Raw genomic sequence first — 17,845 nt, 5'->3', positions numbered from 1 at the left:
CCTCCCACTGGCACCGCACCCCACGCCACCACGACACGCCACCGGTCACCGCGATCCCCCGATCAGATGTTCCCCGCGCTACGGCGGTACGACAGCACAGCGTACGAGCCGAACGCCAGCAGCCAAGCGCCCAGCACGAGGATCGCACCGGGAGCCGGGGCGTGACCGCCGGCCACCGAACCGCCCAGCTGCGCGAAACGGTTGGTCGGGGTGTAGGCGGACACCGCGCGCAGCCAGCCGGGGAACAGGGCGACCGGGAACCACAGGCCGCCGACCACCGCAAGCCCCAGGTTGCACACCATGTTCGTCACGCCGGTGGCCGCGCCGGTCAGCCGGTAGCCGTTGCCGAGCCCCAGCAGCGTGAAGGGGACCGAGCCCAGCCACAGCAGCAGCGCGGTCGCCGCCCACTGCCAGGGCGAGAGCCGGACGCCGTTGACCAGACCGCCCGCCGCGAGCACCGCGACGATCGCGGGCAGCACGGTCACCGCCCCCGTCAGCGCCCGCCCGGTCACCACCTCGCGCGGGGTCATCGGCGTCACCCGCAGCTGCCGCAGCCAGCCGATCGCCCGGTCCTCGGCCACCGCGCCGCCGGTGTTCAGCGCCGAACCGACCGCGCCGTAGGCGGCCATCCCCACCATCGACGCGGTCTTCCACTTCCCGTCGCTCTGGCCGATGTTCGTGAACAGCAGGTACATCATCACCGGCATCGCGATCCCGCCGATCACGAAGGTCATGTCGCGCAGCGTCCGGCGCACCTCGAGGCGCAGATAGTCCAGCATCACGCCGACTCCATTTCCTCGTGAGGGGTCTTCGGGGCGGTCAGGGCCAGGAAGGCGTCGTCCAGCGAGGCGGGGGCGACCTCCAGGCCCCGTATCGCCCCGAGCCCCGCCAGGGCGACGACGGTCGCGTCCGAGTCGTCGGTGCGCATGCGGGCCCGCCGCCCGCGCACCTCCACCGACCGCACGCCGGGCAGCAGCGCCAGCCCGTCCGGGTCGCGTCCGGCCAGGTCGACGGTGACCAGGTTGCCGCCGGCCGCCCGGCGCAGCTCCTCGCCGGTGCCGTCCGCGACGATCCGGCCCCGGTCGATGACGAGGATCCGGTCGGCGTGGTCGTCGGCCTCCTCCAGGTAATGGGTGGAGAACAGGACCGTGTGCCCCTGGCCGGCGTACGCCCGCATCGACTCCCAGAAGGCGCGCCGCGCCTCCACGTCCAGGGCGGCGGTCGGCTCGTCCAGCACCAGCAGGGAGGGGTTTCCGGCGAGGGCCACCGCGAACCGCACGCGCTGTGTCTGCCCTCCGGACAGCCGGTCCACCCGCCGGCCGGCCAGCTCGGCGATCCCGGCCAGCTCCAGGGCCCGGGGCACGGGCAGCGGAGCCGGATAGCGGGAGGCCACGAAGGCCACCAGTTCCCCGACGGTGACCCGGGGGACGGCACGCGCCTCCTGGAGCATGGCGCCCACCCGGCCGGCGCGCACGGCCCGCTCCGGGGCCGCGCCGAACAGTTCGACGTGGCCGGCGTCGGGTTCGAGCAGGCCGAGCAGCAGGGCGATGGTGGTGGACTTCCCGGCGCCGTTGCGGCCGAGCAGGGCGACCGTCTCGCCGCGCGCGATCCCCAGGTCGACGCCGTCGACGGCGCGTACCTCGCCGTAGGCCTTGACCGCCCCCCGGAAGGAGACCGCGGGTGATGTCTGTGTCATGCCTGTGAGACTAGGAGTCCGCGCCCGGTGGACGGCAGATGCGCTTGTACGGAACCGGGCGGTACAAATGTCACGGCCGGCGGATCTGACACACTGTCAGGAGCCTTCACAAGTAAGGGGTGCTGGGCTATACAGGGGGCGCCGGACTGGAACGCGTTCTAGATCGGCCCGTGACGACCTCGGTGCGGCCGACGGTGCGGACGGTCGCGCCGGGGTCTCGCAGCCGCGGTCGCACGAACCCGCCGGTGTCCCTCGAACCCACGAGTGCAGGAGCCGTATGCCCATCGACGCAGCGAAGGCCCTCGCCGCCGAACCCCGGTCCGGCGAGATCAGCTGGGACCGCAAGGACGTGCAGCTCTACCACCTCGGGGTGGGCGCCGGGATCCCGGCCACCGACCCCGGCGAACTGCGCTACACCCTGGAGTCCCGGCTGCACGTGCTGCCGAGCTTCGCCACCGTCGCGGGCGCCGGCTCGCCCGGGGTGATCAGCTCACTGTCCATGCCCGGCATCGAGGTCGACCTGGCCAGGGTCCTGCACGGCGGTCAGTCCCTCACCCTGCACCGGCCGATCCCGGTCCAGGGCACCGCCACCGCCACGGGCCGGATCGCCGCCGTGTACGACAAGGGCAAGGCCGCCGTCCTCGTCATGCGCACCGAAGTCGCCGACGCCGAGGGGCCGTTGTGGACCAACGACGCCCAGATCTTCGTACGCGGCGAGGGCGGCTGGGGCGGCGACCGCGGCCCCTCCGCCCGTTCGAACCCGCCCTCCGGCGAACCCGACCGCGTCCTCGACCGGCCCGTCCGCGAGGACCAGGCGCTGCTCTACCGGCTGTCCGGCGACTACAACCCGCTGCACGCCGACCCGGAGTTCGCCAAGCTCGCCGGCTTCGACCGGCCCATCCTGCACGGCCTGTGCACCTACGGCATCACGCTCAAGGCCGTCGTCGACACGCTGCTCGACGGGGACGTGAGCCGGGTCCGCTCCTACGCCACCCGCTTCGCCGGGGTGGTGTACCCGGGCGAGACCCTGCGCATCCGGGCGTGGCGGCGGCAGGGCCGGATCCTGGTGGCCGTGAGCGCCGCCGAGCGGGAGACGCCCGTCCTCGCCGACACCGTCGTCGAACACTCCTGAGCCACGCAGATTCCGAGGGGAGCCGCACCATGCGCGCAGCCGTACTGCACGAGATCGGCCAGGACAAGCTGGAGGTCCTCGACGACGTCGAGGCGGTGGGCTTCGGCCCGGGCAGGGTGCGGGTGCGGGTGCGGGCCACCGGGCTGTGCCACTCGGACCTGTCCGCGATGAACGGGGTGCTGCCGCAGCCCGCGCCCTTCGTACCCGGCCACGAGGGAGCGGGCGAGGTCCTGGAGGTCGGGGAGAACGTGAGCCACCTCAAGCCCGGCGACCGGGTCGTCCTGTGCTGGCTGCCCGCCTGCGGCGCCTGTCCCGCCTGCCGGCGCGGCCAGACCGAGCTGTGCCTGGCCGGCTTCATGAACGCCGGCACGCCCAACTTCAGGCGCCCCGGCGGGGACCTGTTCGGCTTCGCCGGCACCGGCACCTTCGCCGAGGAGGTCGTCGTCGACGCCGGATGCGCCGTGCCCATCCCGGACGACGTGCCCTTCGACATCGCGGCCCTGATCGGCTGCGGGGTCACCACCGGGCTCGGCGCCGCGCTCAACACCGCCGACGTGGAGGCCGGTTCGTCGGTCGCCGTCATCGGGTGCGGCGGCGTCGGCATCTCGGCGATCCAGGGGGCGCGGCTGAAGGGCGCCGCCGAGATCGTCGCCGTCGACCCGGTCGCCTCCCGGCGCGAGTCGGCCCTCAGGTTCGGCGCCACCAAGGCCGTCGCGCCCGAGGGGCTGGCCGACGCCAAGCAGCAGGTCACCGGCGGCGAGGGCTTCGACTACGTCTTCGAGGTCGTCGGCCGGTCCGCCACCGCCCGCACCGCCTACGAGACCACCCGGCGCGGCGGCACCCTCGTCGTGGTCGGCGCGGGCGCCATGGACGATTTCCTCCAGCTCAACATGTTCGAGCTGTTCTTCGACGAGAAGCGGATCCTGCCGTCGATGTACGGCGGCGGCGACGTCCTGCGCTCCTACGAGCGCACCATCGCCCTGTGGCGGGCGGGCCGCGTCGACCTGGCCGGTCTGATCACGCACCGGGTGCCGCTCGCCGAGATCAACGAGGCGCTGGACCAGATGCGCACCGGCACCGCACTTCGTACCTGCATCGAGATCTGACCGGAGGGCCCGTGTCGCTGCCACTCGAAGGACTGTCCGCCGTCGTCACCGGAGCCGGTCGCGGCCTGGGCCGGGCCGAGGCGCTCGAACTCGCGCGGCTCGGCGCGGCCGTCGTCGTCAACGACTTCGGGCAGCCGGGCCGGGACGGCTCGGGTGAGGCCTCGGCCGGCCCCGCGGAGGAGGTCGCCGCCGAGATCCGCGAGGCCGGCGGGCGGGCCGTCGCCCACACCGGGGACGTCGCCGACTTCCAGCAGGCCGCCGAACTGGTCGAACTGGCCGTGACCGAGTTCGGCAAGCTGGACATCCTGGTCAACAACGCGGGCATCCTGCGCGACCGCATGGTCTTCTCCATGACCGAGGGGGAGTGGGACGCGGTGATCCGGGTCCACCTCAAGGGCCACTTCAACACCACCCGCTTCGCCGCCGCGCACTGGCGCGAGCGCTCCAAGGCGTCCGGCGGACCGGTCTACGGCCGGATCGTGAACACGTCCTCGGAGGCGTTCCTGGCCGGTTCCGCCGGCCAGCCCAACTACGCCGCCGCGAAGGGCGGAGTGGTCGGGCTGACCACCTCCACGGCCCTCGCCCTCGCCAAGTACGGCGTCACCGCCAACGCGATCTGCCCGCGCGCCCGCACCCGGATGACCGAGGACGTCTTCGCCGGTCTCGACCGGCCCGCCGAGGGCCTCGACCCGCTCGCCCCCGAGCATGTCGCCCCGCTCGTCGGCTATCTGGCCGCACCGGCCGCCGCCCACGTCAACGGCCAACTGCTCGTCGTCCACGGCGGCATGGTCGCGATCATCGAACGGCCCCGGGTGCGGGCCCGGTTCGACAGCAAGCAGGACACCTTCACCCACGACGAACTCGACGCCCTGCTCACCCCGCACTACGCGCAGCGGCCGACGGGGGAGACGTTCGCGGCGGCGGAGGTACTGACGCTCCGTCGCGGATGAGGCACGTCTGAGGGGGTGACGCTGGGGCGTCGGTGAGGCCGGCCGGAGGAGTTGACGCCCAGGCGTGGGCGAGGTCGGCCGGACGGGGGTGCCGCCCAGGCGTGGGCGAGGCCGCCCAAAAGGTCGAAGCTCAGGTGCCGGTGAGGCCGGCCGGAGGGGGTGTCAGGTGCCGGTGAGGCCGGCCGAAGGGGTTGACGCCCAGGTGCCAGGGAGGCCGGCCGAAGGGGGTTGACGCCCAGGGGTCGGTGAGGCCGCCCAAGGGGTCGAAGCTCAGGTGCCGGTGAGGCCGGCCGAAGGGGGTGTCAGGTGCCGGGGAGGTCCGCCGAAGGGGGTTGACGCCCAGGGGTCGGTGAGGCCGCCCAAGGGGTCGAAGCTCAGGCGCCGGTGAGGCCGGCCGAAGGGGGTGTCAGGTGCCGGGGAGGCCGGCCGAAGGGGGTTGACGCCCAGGGGTCGGGGAGGCCGGCCGAAGGGGGTTGACGCCCAGGCGTCGGTGAGGCCGGCTGGACGGGTTGGCGCTTCGGTGGCGGTGGCGGTGGCGACAGTCGAAGGGGGTGCCCGTCCGAGGACGGGCACCCCCTTCGTTTGCCGCGTGTGCCGTCAGGCCGCGTGCTCGGTCTCCTCGACCGGCTTGCGGTGCCGTCCGTGCGGTGCCGTCTCGCCGTCCCCGGCCGCGACCGGGCCGCGGTGGCGGCCGTGTCCGGCCTCCTGAGAGTCGGCAGACAGCTGCTGCGTCGTGCTGGTGTCGCTCATCGGAAGAATTCACCCCGTCAACAAGATCTCTTACAGCCGGGCGAGTCTAACCGGCACACCTCGGGCCGAATCCAGGCGGGCACGCCGACCGGTGCTACTTCGTTACAAGTCGTCCCAACGGTGCCTGTTGCAAGGGCACCGGCCGCACGGCGACAGGCTCCGGAACGTCCGCTTCCGCCGCCTCCCGAGGCGCCTCGGACCCGGCGGGCAGGCCGCCCGGAACCGCATCCTCCGGACCTGCCGCGCCCGTGCCCCCCGTACCCCCGACGTCCCCCGGCGCCCCGGCCTCCCCCCTCGGGACCGTCAGCTCCGCCACCCCGCACGGGACCTCCCGCGTGGCGTACGGCAGCCGCAGCACCCCGCCCTCCGTCCACAGCCCGGCCCCCGCCAGCCAGCCGTCCGGCGCCGGGAGATGACGTACCCACCGCTCGGCGGGCCGCCAGGTGCCCACCCAGCTGCCCAGCGGCCCGTCCACCCGCAGCGCCACCCCGCAGTGCTCCGGCGTCAGCACCTGCCCCGGCTGGATCGCGAACGGCGTCACCGCACACCCCGGTACCCGCAGGAACTCCGGGAAGCGCACCGGCAGCGTGCTGCCCAGAACACCCCAGCCCAACCGTTCCTGCCCGGGCGAGGGCGCGTCCGAGGAGATCAGCAGCAGCCCGCTGTCGGGGTCGGCGAGAAGCAGCCGGTCGTCGCTGCCGGCCGCGATCTGCAGCAGCGGCGACACCTCGCCGCCGCGCCCCAGGTCCACCACGACCGCCTTGGTGCGCCCGCCCAGCTCCCGGTCGAGCGCCAGCATGCGCCCGGTGCGGTCCAGCCAGACCCCGCCCGAGCACCGCCCCGGGATCTCGGCGAGGTGCTCCGGCCCGAAGGCACCGCCCGCCACCAGCCACACCGCCGTGGAACGCGGGCCCACCGCGAGGGCGTAGGCGTCGGCCCCGCCCGGCGCCGGCGGCAGCAGGGTGAGCCGCGCCCCCTGGTCCGGGCACTCCACGGCGCCCAGCGGCAGTTCACCGGTGCCGGGGCCGGTCGGGTACAGCAGCGAGAACACGTGCCGCCGCTCCACCAGCCGGTGGATCAGGACCCGCCCGTCGCCCATCGGCTGCACCTCCGTCCCCGGCTCCTCCGGCTGGTTCCCGGGCAGCGGGACGGCGTACGGCTCCGGGCCGTCCAGCGTCCAGCGCTGCGGGAACCAGCACTCGCCGGCCGGGGCGAGACGCGCGGCGTACGTGCCGTCCGCGGTGATGGCACAGGCCGCCCGAGGTCTTCCGGAATCCTCGTGAGCGGCCGAAGGCTCGATCGCACAGGCTGTCATCGTTCGGTCACCTCCAGCGACGAAGCTAGTTTTCGCACGCACGGGCGTGGCATCGCCAGGCCCCGGCTTCACACATACGGGTGGCCAGGAAACGATTCGCCTGAGGAAGCGGGGGCGTATGTGCTGGAGCGGTCCGAAGGGGCCCGAGACGGTACGACCGCGCAGAACAGCCAGGTAGCCTTGCCCCGTGCCCCGTCTGTCTGAAGTCATCGCCGCGCTGGACAACCTGTGGCCCGCCGAGCGGGCCGAGTCCTGGGACGCGGTCGGCACCGTCGTGGGCGACCCGGACCAGGAGGTCACCCGGGTCCTGTTCGCCGTCGACCCGGTCCGGTCGATCGTCGACGAGGCGGTGAAGCTGGGCGCCGACCTGCTGGTCACCCACCACCCGCTCTACCTGCGCGGTACGACCACGGTCGCGGCCTCCACCGCCAAGGGCCGCGTCGTGCACACGCTCATCAAGAACGACATCGCGCTGCACGTCGCTCACACCAACGCCGACACGGCCGACCCGGGCGTCTCCGACGCGCTCGCCGGCGCCCTGGACCTGCGGGTGCTGCGCCCCCTGGTGCCGGACGCGACCGACCCGGAGGGCCGTCGGGGCCTGGGCCGGATCTGCGAACTCGACCACCCGGTCACCGTCCGCGAACTGGCCGCCCGCGCCGCCGAACGGCTGCCCGCCACCGCGCAGGGCATCCGGGTGGCCGGCGACCCCGAGGCCGTCGTGCACACCGTCGCGGTCAGCGGCGGCTCGGGCGACAGCCTCTTCGACCAGGTCAGGGCGGCCGGCGTCGACGCCTTCCTGACCGCGGACCTGCGCCACCACCCCGCCTCGGAGGCCGTGGCACAGGTGTCCGCCAGCCCCCTCGCGCTGCTCGACGCGGCGCACTGGGCCACCGAATGGCCCTGGTGCGAGCTGGCCGCAGCCCAGCTCGACGAGATCTCCGACCGTCACGGCTGGGACCTGCGCGTGCATGTCTCCAAGACCGTCACCGACCCCTGGACCGCCCACGCGGCATCCTCCATCACCGACCCCCTGGGAGCCCCCAACTGAACGCCGCGCCCGCCGACCAGATCCGACTCCTCGACGTCCAGGCCCTCGACGTACGCCTCCAGCAGCTGGCGCACAAGCGCAGGTCGCTGGCCGAGCACGCCGAGATCGAGTCGCTGACCAAGGACCTCACCCAGCTGCGCGACCTGTTGGTGGCCGCGCAGACCGAGGAGAGCGACACCGCCCGCGAGCAGACCAAGGCCGAGCAGGACGTGGACCAGGTGCGCCAGCGCGCCGCCCGCGACCAGCAGCGGCTGGACTCCGGCGCGGTCACCTCGCCCAAGGACCTCTCCAACCTCCAGCACGAGATCGCCTCCCTGGCCAAGCGGCAGGGCGACCTGGAGGACGTCGTCCTGGAGGTCATGGAGCGCCGCGAGGCGGCCCAGGAGCGGGTCGGCGAGCTGACCGAGCGGGTCGGCTCCGTGCAGGCGAAGATCGACGACGCGACCGGGCGCCGGGACGCGGCCTACGAGGAGATCGACGGCGAGGCGGCCACGGTGACCAAGGAGCGCGAGGTCATCGCGGGCTCGGTCCCCGCCGACCTGCTCAAGCTCTACGACAAGCTGCGCGAGCAGCAGGGCGGGATCGGCGCGGCCAAGCTCTACCAGCGCACCTGCCAGGGCTGCCGGCAGGAGCTGGCGATCACCGACATCAACGAGATCCGCTCGGCCGCCCCCGACACGGTGGTGCGCTGCGAGAACTGCCGCCGCATCCTGGTGCGTACGGCCGAGTCGGGTCTGTAAGGGCCCGGGCGGGCGGTAAGGGGCTGTGGGCGTGCGGGAGTTCATCGTCGAGGCGGACGGCGGGTCGCGGGGCAACCCGGGCCCGGCGGGCTACGGCGCGGTGGTCAGCGACGCGTCCACGGGGGAGACCCTGGCGGAGGCGGCCGAGTACATCGGCGTCGCCACCAACAACGTGGCCGAGTACCGGGGCCTGCTGGCGGGCCTGACGGCCGCGCACGCCCTGGACCCCGCCGCCCGTGTGCACGTCCGGATGGACTCCAAGCTGGTCGTCGAGCAGATGTCGGGCCGCTGGAAGATCAAGCACCCCGACATGAAGCCCCTGGCGGCACAGGCGTCCCGGATCCTGCCGCCCGGCCAGGTCACCTACGAGTGGATCCCGCGGGAACGGAACAAGCACGCGGACCGCCTGGCCAACGAGGCGATGGACGCGGGCGCGCGGGGCGAGCAGTGGGAGCCGTCGGCCTCCACGGCGGAACCGGCCACCGCCGACGAGGCCGCCGAGGTCGCCGCCGCCGACGCGCGGGCCGCCGACGGCATCGCCTCCGCCCCCGGAGCCTCCGCGCCGAGCGGCTCCGTGCCGGGCGGCTCCGTGCCGGGCGGCTCCGTGCCGGGCGGCTCCGTGCCGGGCGGCTCCGTGCCGGGCGCGGACACCCCCAGCACCTCTACCCCCGGCGCCTCCGCCCCCAGCGCCTCCGCTCCCGGCTGGAGCGCCGGTCCCGATCTCGGGGCGCCCGCCACCTTCGTCCTGCTCCGGCACGGCGAGACGCCGCTCACCCCGCACAAGCGGTTCTCCGGCAGCGGCGGCGGCGACCCCTCCCTCTCCGACGTGGGGCGCGAGCAGGCCCGACGGGTCGCGGCGGCGTTGGCCAGGCGCGGGACGATCGAGCACATCATCGCCTCGCCCCTGGCCCGTACCCGTCAGACCGCCGGTGCCGTGGCCGACGTACTCGGGCTGGAGGTGTCGATCGACGACGGGCTGCGGGAGACGGACTTCGGTGCCTGGGAGGGGCTGACCTTCGGCGAGGTGCGCGAACGGTACCCGGACGACCTGAACACCTGGCTCGCCGACCCGGAGGCCCACCCCACCGGCGGCGGCGAGAGCTTCGCCGAGACCGCCACCCGGATCGCCGCCACCCGCGACAAGCTGGTCGCCGCCCACGCCGGCCGCACGGTCCTGCTCGTCACGCACGTCACCCCGATCAAGACCTTCGTCCGCCTCGCCCTCGGCGCCCCGCCCGAGTCCCTGTTCCGGATGGAACTGTCGGCGGCGTCCCTGTCGGCGGTGGCCTACTACGCGGACGGCAACGCGAGCGTACGACTGCTCAACGACACGTCCCACCTGCGTCCCTGAGTCCGGCCGCGGCCCGCGCCAACTCCTCCACCCGGGCCCAGTCACCGGCGGCCACCGCGTCCGCCGGCACCATCCAACTCCCGCCCACACAGCCGACGTTGGGGAGCCGGAGATACTCGGGCGCAGTCTGGGGGCCGATCCCGCCCGTCGGACAGAAGCGGGCCTGCGGCAGCGGACCGGCCAGCGACCGCAGATACGGCGCACCGCCCGCCGCCTGCGCCGGGAAGAACTTCATCTCCCGCACCCCGTGCTCCAGCAGCGCCACCACCTCCGAGGCGGTGGAGACCCCCGGCAGGAACGGCACTCCGGCCCCCCGCATCGCGCCCAGCAGCGCCTCCGTCCACCCCGGGCTCACCAGGAACCGGGCGCCCGCGCCCACGCACCGGTCCACCTGCCCCGGCGTCAGCACCGTGCCCGCCCCGACCACCGCCCCGGGAACCTCCCGGGTGACGGCCCGGATCGCGTCCAGCGCGGCCGGCGTCCGCAGCGTCACCTCGATCGCGGGCAGCCCCCCGGCCACCAGCGCCCGCGCCAGCGGGACGGCGTCGGCGGCGTCCGCGACGACCACCACGGGCACGACGGGCGCGAGATCCAGCACGGAGACCGGCGCAGAGGCCGAAGGTGAGGCAGGCGCCGAGGCGGGCACGGAGGAGGGCATGGGCGTCATCCTGCCCGCGAGAAGCATCCTCCGCAAAGGTCGTTGCACATGTTGCAATGTAGGGGCCGGGCGGGGGGAGGCTCAGTGGATCTCCGTCACCAGCACATCCAGCGCCCAGGCCTTCCGGTCCGTCCCGGCCGCCGCGACCTCCACCTCGTACCCGAGATCCCGCAGCGCCTCCACCAGTTCCGCCGGGCTCGCCGGAGCCGTGCCCGCCGCCAGCAGGCTCCGTACGATCCGCCCCTTCGTCGCCTTGTTGAAGTGGCTGACCACCTTCCGGGTCGGCGCGTGCAGCACCCGTACCGTCGCCGTGCGCCCCGCGATCTCGCCCTTCGGCTTCCAGGCCGCCGCATAGGCCGCCGACCGCAGGTCCAGCACCAGCCCGTCCCCGGCCGCCTCGGGCAGCGCCGACGCCATCGGTGTCCGCCAGTGCGCGCCCAGCGCGCCGAGCCCCGGCAGTCTCACGCCCATCGAGCAGCGGTAGGAGGGGATCCGGTCCGACACGCGCACGGCGCCCCACAGTCCGGAGAAGACCAGCAGCGAGCGCCTGGCGCGCTTCTTGGCGGCCGGATCGAGGGAGGCCAGGTCGAGCGCGTCGTACAGGACACCGGTGTAGATCTCCCCGGCGGGGCGGGCCCCGGCCGTGCGCAGCCCCGCGTTCTTCGCGACCTCCCCGCGCAGCCCCTCGCTCAGCCCGAGCACCTCGCGCGCCTTCTCGTTCTGGTCCGGGTCCCCGGCACACAGCTCGACCAGCTCCCCGAGCACGGCCTCACGGGCGGCGGTCAGCCCCGGCAAGGACAGCGACTCCAGCTTCAGCGGGGCCCCACGGCCCGAGGACGCCTTGCCTTCGGAGGGCGGCAGCAGGACAAGCACGGGGTACTCCTTCTCACTCAGCTCCGGAAAGCGTACGGCGTGCCCCCTCACCCTTCCCGCGCGCCCGACGGCAGTGGTCGGGTGGCCTCGGCCGGCGCCCCGAACCACCGCTCCAGCGACTCGGCGAGGGCCGCCCCCGGCTTCCCTCCTTCCTCGTCGTCGCCGTTCCCGCCCTCCGTGCCCCCCGCGCGCTCCGCTGCCCACGCCACGAACCCGTCCGGTCGCACCAGCAGTGCCGCCGTCCCCGGGCGGTCCGGGCAGGTGGCGCTGACGACGTCCACCCGGTCGCCGTGTCCCGCCGCTCGGGCCCGCAGTGCGGGGTCGTCGGCGAGGTCGAGCAGGAGGGCCCGGCCGGCGTGCAGGTGGTCGCCGAGGCGGGTGCCGTCGGACAGGACGAGATCGGGGGCGCTGTGGCCGGTCAGCGGATGGTCGCCGGGGAGGTCGTAGTGCTGCCAGACGCCGGAGATCTTCTTGACCAGGTACGTCGTGCCGGTGGTGGTCAGCGCCAGGTCGGTGACCACCCGGCGCAGGGCGCGGGCGTGCTGGTCGGGGCGCATCAGCGCGATCTGGGCCCGGGTCCAGTCCAGCACCCAGGCGCCGATCGGGTGCCGTTCGGCGGTGTAGGTGTCCAGCAGGGCCTGCGGCGCCCGGCCGCCCGCCACGGCGGCGAGCTTCCAGCCGAGGTTCATCGCGTCGCCGATGCCGAGGTTGAGCCCCTGCCCGCCGAACGGCGAGTGCACGTGCGCCGCGTCGCCCGCGAGCAGCACCCGGCCCTCACGGTAGGTGGTGGCCTGGCGGGCGTTGTCGGTGAACCGGGTCAGCGAGTGCACCCGGTGGATGGTCACCTCGGGCACACCGGAGACCCGGCGCAGGGCGGCCTGGACTTCCTCGGTGGTGATGGGTGCGGTGCGGTCGGAGGGCGGTCCGTCGAACTCGACGGTGAGGATGCGGCCGGGGAACGGCCCGTTGACGTACGTCCCCTTGCCGGTGGTGTTCCAGCCCCTGCCCAGCCGCTCGGCGCCGGTCATCTCGACGACCGCCTGGTAGCCGGTGATCTCCGGGGCGGTGCCGGGGAAGTCGAAGCCGGCGAGCTTGCGTACGGTGCTGCGGCCGCCGTCGCAGCCGACCAGCCAGCCGGCCCGCACCTGTGCGTGCCCCGCCAGGGTGACCGTCACCCCTTCCTCGTCCGCGGTGAACCCGGTCAGTTCCACACCCCTGCGCACCTCGACGCCCAGTTCCCCGGCGCGGGCGGCCAGGATCCGTTCCAGTTCCGCCTGCGGGACGCCGAGGCCGGCGGAGTCGGCGGGACCTATGTCCACGTAGGCCGGGTCCGACTCGTCGAACAGGTCGGGGTTCATCATGATCCCGGCGAAGTGCCCGGCGAACTTGGGGGGCGTGCGCGGCTCGCCGCCCGACTGCCGGGCGAAGGCCTGCATCCCGCTCCGCGCCTTCTCCCACGCGGCCGTCAGCTCGGGCAGCAGGCCACGGCGGTAGAACGCCACGGCGGTGGGCGTGTTGACGGCCCCCGCCTTGATCGTCTCGTCCACCTCGGTCAGCCGCTCCACGACCAGCACCCGAGCCCCGCCGAGCCGCAGCTCGCAGCCCAGGAAGAGACCGACCGGGCCGGCGCCCGCCACCACCACGTCGTAGTCCGTCATGACCCTGACTATAGTTACTAAACTTTTCGATCAACTATATTTTTCGATCGGCAATATTTTTCGATCGGCTATATTTTTCTCGTGATCGACGACGGCGACGAGATGCCCCTCCGGGAGCGCAAGAAGCGGGAGACGAGGCAGCGGCTCTCGGACCTGGCGACCGGACTGTTCCGCGAGCGCGGCTTCGAGCAGGTGACGGTCGCGGAGATCGCCCGCGCGGCCGGCGTCTCCGCCATGACGGTCTTCAACTACTTCCCGCGCAAGGAGGACCTGTTCCTCGACCGCATCCCGGAGGCGGTCGAACTGTTCACGGGGGCGGTACGGCACCGAGCCCCCGCCGAACCCCCGCTCACCGCCCTGCGGCGCCTGGCCCGGGAACTCCTGGACCGGCGCCACCCGTTGTCCGGGGTCGGGGACTACGCGTCCTTCTGGCGGGTCGTCGCGGACTCGCCCGCACTGCGGGCCCGGGCCCGCGAGGGCGTCGAGGAACTGGAGAACGCCCTGGCCAGGGCCCTCGCGGAGACGGACACCCCCGACCCCGGCCTGCTCGCCGCGCTGACCGTCGCCGCGTACCGGTCGCTCTACACCGCCTCCGCGCGCCGCCTGCTCGCGGGCGACCCGGTGGACGAGGTCGCCGCCGACCACCGCGTCCGCCTGGAGACGGCCTTCGACGCGCTGGAACGCATGACGAGGCGGTAAGCCCCCCGCCGGCCGGGCATGGAAGCGGACCCGAGGGCGTTGAACGTACCTGCGCAGCGCATGCCGGCGCGGCGGCGCATGCCGGCACATAGGGGAATCCATGCCGGCGCATACGGGAATCCGGGGGACGACATGGGTGAGCAGGCACTGTGGACGCGGGCGAGAATGGGCCGCTGCGGCCCGCCGCTCTACCTCCTCACCGCCCGCTTCGACCAGCACGTCTACGCCCCGCACGCCCATGAGGAGTTCACCATCGGGGTGTGCGTCGGCGGCTCCGAGGTCATCGACTACCGGGGCGGCCACATCCGCACCGGCCCCGGCGCCATCGTCGTACTGGCCCCCGGCGAGGTGCACACCGGAGGCCCCGCCACCGCGACCGACGGCTACGCCTACCGCGCCCTGTACGCCGAGGCCGCCCTGCTGGCCGACGGCACCCTGGGCGGCGTCCCCCACTTCCCCGACCCGCTCATCGCCGACGACCCCGAACTGACGGCCGCGATCCGCCTGGCCCACACGGAACTGGCACGCTGCCCCGACCCCCTGGAAGCCGAGTCCCGCCTGCCCTGGCTGCTGACGGCCCTGGCCCGCCGCCACTCCACCGCCCGGCCCTGCCCCGACCGCATCCCCGGCGCCGACGCCGTGGCCCGCACGGTCCGCGACCGCCTCGCGGACGAACTGACGGACCCGCCCTCCCTCGCCTCCCTCGCCGATGACCTGGACCTGTCCCGCTACCAACTCCTGCGGGCCTTCCGTACGACGATGGGGATACCCCCGTACGCCTGGCTCGCCCAGTACCGGGTGACCCGGGCCCGCGCACTGCTGGAGTCCGGTCTGCGCCCGGCCGAGGTCGCCCCGCTGGTGGGCTTCGCCGACCAGGCGCACCTCACCCGCTGGTTCCGCCGGGTGCTGGGGGTGACCCCGGCGGCGTACCGCAACAGCGTTCAAGACTCCCCGGCCTGAGACGGCCGAGACTCATCCCATGACTGCACGCGGCTGGTTCCTGTTCTCCCTCATGGGAGTGATCTGGGGCATCCCCTACCTGATGATCAAAGTGGCGGTGGACGCGGTGTCCCCGCCGGTGGTGGTGTTCACCCGCTGCGCCGTGGGCGCCGCGCTCCTGCTCCCCTTCGCCCTGCGCCGGCCGGGCCTGCCCGCGACGGTACGGGCGCACTGGCGCCCCATGCTGGCCTTCGCCCTGCTGGAGATCGTCGGCCCCTGGTTCACCCTGACCGACGCCGAACGGCACCTGTCCAGCTCCACGGCGGGCCTGCTGATAGCGGGCGTACCCATCGTCGCGGTCGCCCTGACCCGGTACTTCGGCGACACGGAGCGCCTCGGGACCCGACGGGTGACCGGACTGACGATCGGCCTCGCCGGTGTCGCCGTGCTCACGGTCCCCCATCTGACCGGCGGCGACGCCCGCTCACTCGGCGAGGTGCTGCTGACGGTCCTCGGCTACGCGACGGCCCCCCTGATCGCGGCCCGCCACCTCAAGGACGTCCACACCCTCCACCTCATCACCCCCTGCCTGACCCTCGCGGCGCTCCTCTACACCCCCGCGGCCATCGCCACCTGGCCCTCGTCCCTTCCCTCCGCCCACGTCCTGGCCGCGCTGGCCGGTCTCGGTGTCATCTGCACCGCGGTCGCCTTCGTCGCCTTCCTCGAACTGATCAAGGAGATCGGTCCGACCCGCGCCTCGGTCATCACGTACGTCAACCCGGCGGTGGCGGTCGCGGCCGGATCGGCGTTCCTCGGCGAGTCCCTCACCCTCGGCATCGGCGTGGCCTTCGCCCTGATCCTGGCGGGATCGGTCCTGGCCACGACGGCCGGCACCAGCCGCCGTACGACCCCGGTGACCCGGTCCGCCCCGCGGGCGAGCCGGCCGGAGGACCACGTCGAGTCCGCCTGACGGCGGCCGCGCGTGTGTGCCACGATCGAGGGAACGGTTCCCGATCTCATGTACAGGTGATCTTGGGATGTCCCAGTCTGGCGACCGACCGAAGGAGGGGCGTGACATGACTGCCGTGACTCATGAGCCCACCACGCCGGCCGAGGGCCTGCTGGACATCTTCCTGTCCCTCGACACCCCGGAGGGCTTCCGGGCCGAACTGATCGAGGGGGAGATCGTCGTGACACCGCCGCCGGACGGGGACCATGAGGACTGCATCAGCGTGATCGCCAAGCAGGTGATCAGGCGGTCCCGGACCGATATGGACTTCTCCGGGAACAAGGGCCTGAAGCTGAAGAGCGGAGGGGCCTGTCCGAAGAACCATGTGGTCCCGGACGGCACCTTCGCCCCCACCGCACTACGGCCCTACCGGGGCGCCGACCCGTGGATGCCCTGCGACGGCGTCGCCCTGGTCCTCGAAGTGACGTCCACCAGGCCCACCGCCGACCGCGAGGCCGAGCGCCGGCGCTACGCCCGCGCCGGCATCCCCCTCTGCCTTCTGGTCGACCGGGACACGTCGTCGGTCACGCTGTTCCGCGATCCGGAGAACGACGACTACCGCGAGCACTGCACCCTTCCGTTCGGCAAGCCCCTCACCCTCCCGGAGCCCTTCGCCCTCGACCTGGAGACGGCGGACTTCCTCTGAGCGGCTGAGCGGCTGAGCGGCTGAGCGGCGACGGACGGAACCACTCGCCCCGCCCGGTAACATGGTCGACACGGCAGACGAGCCGGGCGGGCGGCCGCGTGGAGTCCCCCAGGGGGCTTCCCGAGGAACGTCCGGGCTCCACAGGGCAGGGTGGTGGCTAACGGCCACCCGGGGTGACCCGCGGGACAGTGCCACAGAAAACAGACCGCCGTGAGCCTCGGCCCACGGTAAGGGTGAAACGGTGGTGTAAGAGACCACCAGTGCCCAGGGTGACCTGGGCAGCTAGGTAAACCCCACCCGGAGCAAGGTCAAAAGGAGCGCTGTAAAAGGCACTCTGCGGGGACGTTCGAGGGCTGCCCGCCCGAGTCCCCGGGTAGACCGCACGAGGCCGGTGGCAACACCGGCCCTAGATGGATGGCCGTCACCCCGGGCTCCGCGAGGAACCCGGGAGACAGAACCCGGCGTACAGCCCGACTCGTCTGCCGCTAGCTGTGGCTTTGCCTGGGAAAGGGCCTCTGACCTGCGTCGGAGGCCCTTTCTGATTTTTCAGCGTCTTGCCGTGTCAGGCGGCGGAAAGTCCCTCGGAAGTCCCTCGGACAGCGGCGCCGCACCCCCGGCTCCACCAGCCCGTGACGGACCAGGATCCGATACACCGTCATCCGCGACGGCACCGGACTCACCGTCCCGGACCGCTCCAGCACATGAGCGATCCGCCGCGGACCCCACTTCGGATGCTTGCGCCGCAGCTCACACACCACCGCCTCGACCTCGGCAGAGGCCTGGTGCGGACACGACGCGGGCCTACGGGAACGGTCCGCCAACCCGGCCAGACCCGAAGCCTCATACCTCGACTTCCAGCCGCTGACCGTCTGCCGGGACACCCCAAGCTGGGCGGCGACCTCGGTCACCGTCGCTCCCGCCAGCACGGCCAGGACAGCCCGGTATCTCTGCTCGACAACCGACAACTCCACCAGCACCAATCCCGGCCTCCCCACACGCACCGCAACAACGCGCACAGAAAACCCGATCACGGCCACTGTCAACCATCAGCTGGGACCGAACTGTCAAGCATCTACCGGGACCGGACACCAGGGGCTGGAACTGTGCGTCCAGATTTCTCTACGAGGTTCAAGGCGGGGCCCGCCCGCCGGAGCTGGCCGCCGTCGCCGACAAGCCCACCGTTCACTCGGGAAAGATCCGCGCTGCCGCAGGCATCGGGTGGACGCGGCCGCCGGGGTGATCCAGGGCTGCGGGAACGGCAAGCGGCCTGGT

Annotated in this window: 17 protein-coding genes, 1 other RNA gene and 1 pseudogene; 11 read left to right on the top strand and 8 right to left on the bottom strand. The window is 73.2% G+C overall.

Features of this window, described 5'->3' with window-relative positions; translation table 11 throughout:
* Positions 1-62: 62 nt before the first annotated feature.
* Positions 63-779 carry an ABC transporter permease gene (locus ACFYMM_RS06015; RefSeq protein WP_388384272.1) on the bottom strand — a complete coding sequence of 239 codons (717 nt, stop codon included), beginning with the start codon at positions 777-779 and terminating at the stop codon, positions 63-65.
* Entirely contained in the window at positions 779-1,696 is a 918-nt protein-coding gene (locus tag ACFYMM_RS06010) for an ATP-binding cassette domain-containing protein (protein ID WP_388384270.1), read from the bottom strand. The genes ACFYMM_RS06015 and ACFYMM_RS06010 overlap by 1 nt, the downstream gene beginning before the upstream one ends.
* Positions 1,697-1,973: 277 nt before the next feature.
* On the opposite strand from ACFYMM_RS06010, the gene ACFYMM_RS06005 reads away from it, so the two are divergent.
* Genes ACFYMM_RS06005 through ACFYMM_RS05995 form a run of 3 tightly spaced genes read left to right on the top strand, consistent with a single transcriptional unit; the run spans position 1,974 to position 4,884 of the window.
* Positions 1,974-2,828, top strand: a complete 855-nt coding sequence (locus tag ACFYMM_RS06005; RefSeq protein WP_388384268.1) for a MaoC/PaaZ C-terminal domain-containing protein — start codon at positions 1,974-1,976, stop codon at positions 2,826-2,828.
* Between the two features lie 29 nt (positions 2,829-2,857).
* On the top strand, positions 2,858-3,934 hold the full coding sequence (locus ACFYMM_RS06000) for a Zn-dependent alcohol dehydrogenase (RefSeq protein ID WP_388384265.1): 1,077 nt from the start codon (positions 2,858-2,860) through the stop codon (positions 3,932-3,934).
* A gap of 11 nt (positions 3,935-3,945) precedes the next feature.
* The gene (locus ACFYMM_RS05995) at positions 3,946-4,884 is read left to right on the top strand and encodes a 3-oxoacyl-ACP reductase (protein WP_388384263.1); all 939 of its coding nucleotides are present in this window, start codon (positions 3,946-3,948) and stop codon (positions 4,882-4,884) included.
* A 597-nt stretch (positions 4,885-5,481) separates the two neighbouring features.
* Here ACFYMM_RS05995 and ACFYMM_RS05990 read toward each other — a convergent pair.
* Together ACFYMM_RS05990 and ACFYMM_RS05985 are read right to left on the bottom strand one after the other, a co-directional pair.
* Positions 5,482-5,634, bottom strand: coding sequence for a hypothetical protein (locus tag ACFYMM_RS05990; RefSeq protein WP_388384262.1), 153 nt, complete (start codon positions 5,632-5,634; stop codon positions 5,482-5,484).
* A 94-nt stretch (positions 5,635-5,728) separates the two neighbouring features.
* Positions 5,729-6,949: a hypothetical protein gene (locus ACFYMM_RS05985; protein ID WP_388384260.1), complete on the bottom strand. Its 1,221-nt coding sequence runs from the start codon at positions 6,947-6,949 to the stop codon at positions 5,729-5,731.
* Positions 6,950-7,136: 187 nt separating this feature from the next.
* Between ACFYMM_RS05985 and ACFYMM_RS05980 the strand changes: the two genes are divergently transcribed.
* From ACFYMM_RS05980 to ACFYMM_RS05970, 3 genes are read left to right on the top strand one after another with little or no spacing between them, the layout of a single operon-like run.
* A complete protein-coding gene (locus tag ACFYMM_RS05980; protein WP_388384257.1) occupies positions 7,137-8,000 on the top strand; it encodes a Nif3-like dinuclear metal center hexameric protein in 864 nt (287 codons plus the stop codon).
* A complete protein-coding gene (locus tag ACFYMM_RS05975; RefSeq protein WP_388384520.1) occupies positions 7,997-8,740 on the top strand; it encodes a zinc ribbon domain-containing protein in 744 nt (247 codons plus the stop codon). The genes ACFYMM_RS05980 and ACFYMM_RS05975 overlap by 4 nt, the downstream gene beginning before the upstream one ends.
* Before the next feature lie 31 nt (positions 8,741-8,771).
* The gene (locus tag ACFYMM_RS05970; RefSeq protein WP_388384256.1) at positions 8,772-10,091 is read left to right on the top strand and encodes a bifunctional RNase H/acid phosphatase; all 1,320 of its coding nucleotides are present in this window, start codon (positions 8,772-8,774) and stop codon (positions 10,089-10,091) included.
* Here the strand turns inward: ACFYMM_RS05970 and eda are convergent.
* The 3 genes from eda to ACFYMM_RS05955 all read right to left on the bottom strand — a co-directional run bounded on the left by eda (position 10,063) and on the right by ACFYMM_RS05955 (position 13,280).
* Positions 10,063-10,749, bottom strand: a complete 687-nt coding sequence (eda, locus tag ACFYMM_RS05965; protein WP_388384254.1) for a bifunctional 4-hydroxy-2-oxoglutarate aldolase/2-dehydro-3-deoxy-phosphogluconate aldolase — start codon at positions 10,747-10,749, stop codon at positions 10,063-10,065. The two genes, ACFYMM_RS05970 and eda, sit on opposite strands and share 29 nt — an antisense overlap.
* Positions 10,750-10,830: 81 nt before the next feature.
* Positions 10,831-11,622, bottom strand: coding sequence for a peroxide stress protein YaaA (gene yaaA, locus ACFYMM_RS05960; protein WP_388384252.1), 792 nt, complete (start codon positions 11,620-11,622; stop codon positions 10,831-10,833).
* Between the two features lie 47 nt (positions 11,623-11,669).
* Complete coding sequence (locus ACFYMM_RS05955; RefSeq protein ID WP_388384251.1) at positions 11,670-13,280, bottom strand: FAD-dependent monooxygenase; 1,611 nt, start codon at positions 13,278-13,280, stop codon at positions 11,670-11,672.
* 102 nt (positions 13,281-13,382) lie between these two features.
* Here ACFYMM_RS05955 and ACFYMM_RS05950 point away from each other — a divergent pair, with 102 nt between their 5' ends.
* The 5 genes from ACFYMM_RS05950 to rnpB all read left to right on the top strand — a co-directional run bounded on the left by ACFYMM_RS05950 (position 13,383) and on the right by rnpB (position 17,055).
* Complete coding sequence (locus tag ACFYMM_RS05950; protein WP_388384518.1) at positions 13,383-13,979, top strand: TetR/AcrR family transcriptional regulator; 597 nt, start codon at positions 13,383-13,385, stop codon at positions 13,977-13,979.
* Positions 13,980-14,111: 132 nt separating this feature from the next.
* Positions 14,112-14,939 (top strand): AraC family transcriptional regulator, encoded by an 828-nt coding sequence (locus ACFYMM_RS05945; RefSeq protein WP_388384248.1) that lies wholly within the window; start codon positions 14,112-14,114, stop codon positions 14,937-14,939.
* Positions 14,940-14,958: 19 nt separating this feature from the next.
* A complete protein-coding gene (locus tag ACFYMM_RS05940; RefSeq protein ID WP_388384246.1) occupies positions 14,959-15,888 on the top strand; it encodes a DMT family transporter in 930 nt (309 codons plus the stop codon).
* Between the two features lie 106 nt (positions 15,889-15,994).
* On the top strand, positions 15,995-16,573 hold the full coding sequence (locus ACFYMM_RS05935; RefSeq protein ID WP_388384244.1) for a Uma2 family endonuclease: 579 nt from the start codon (positions 15,995-15,997) through the stop codon (positions 16,571-16,573).
* 78 nt (positions 16,574-16,651) lie between these two features.
* An RNA gene (rnpB, locus tag ACFYMM_RS05930) (RNase P RNA component class A) lies at positions 16,652-17,055 on the top strand.
* A gap of 99 nt (positions 17,056-17,154) precedes the next feature.
* On the opposite strand, the pseudogene ACFYMM_RS05925 reads toward rnpB, so the two are convergent.
* Positions 17,155-17,538 (bottom strand): annotated as a pseudogene (locus ACFYMM_RS05925) (helix-turn-helix domain-containing protein); the annotation flags it as partial.
* Positions 17,539-17,845: the final 307 nt, after the last annotated feature.

The sequence above is a fragment of the Streptomyces sp. NPDC006739 genome (assembly GCF_042869815.1).
In the GTDB taxonomy this organism is placed as follows: Bacteria; Actinomycetota; Actinomycetes; order Streptomycetales; family Streptomycetaceae; genus Streptomyces.
The sequence above is the reverse complement of the archived record's forward strand: the minus strand, read 5'-3'. Positions and strand labels throughout refer to the sequence as shown.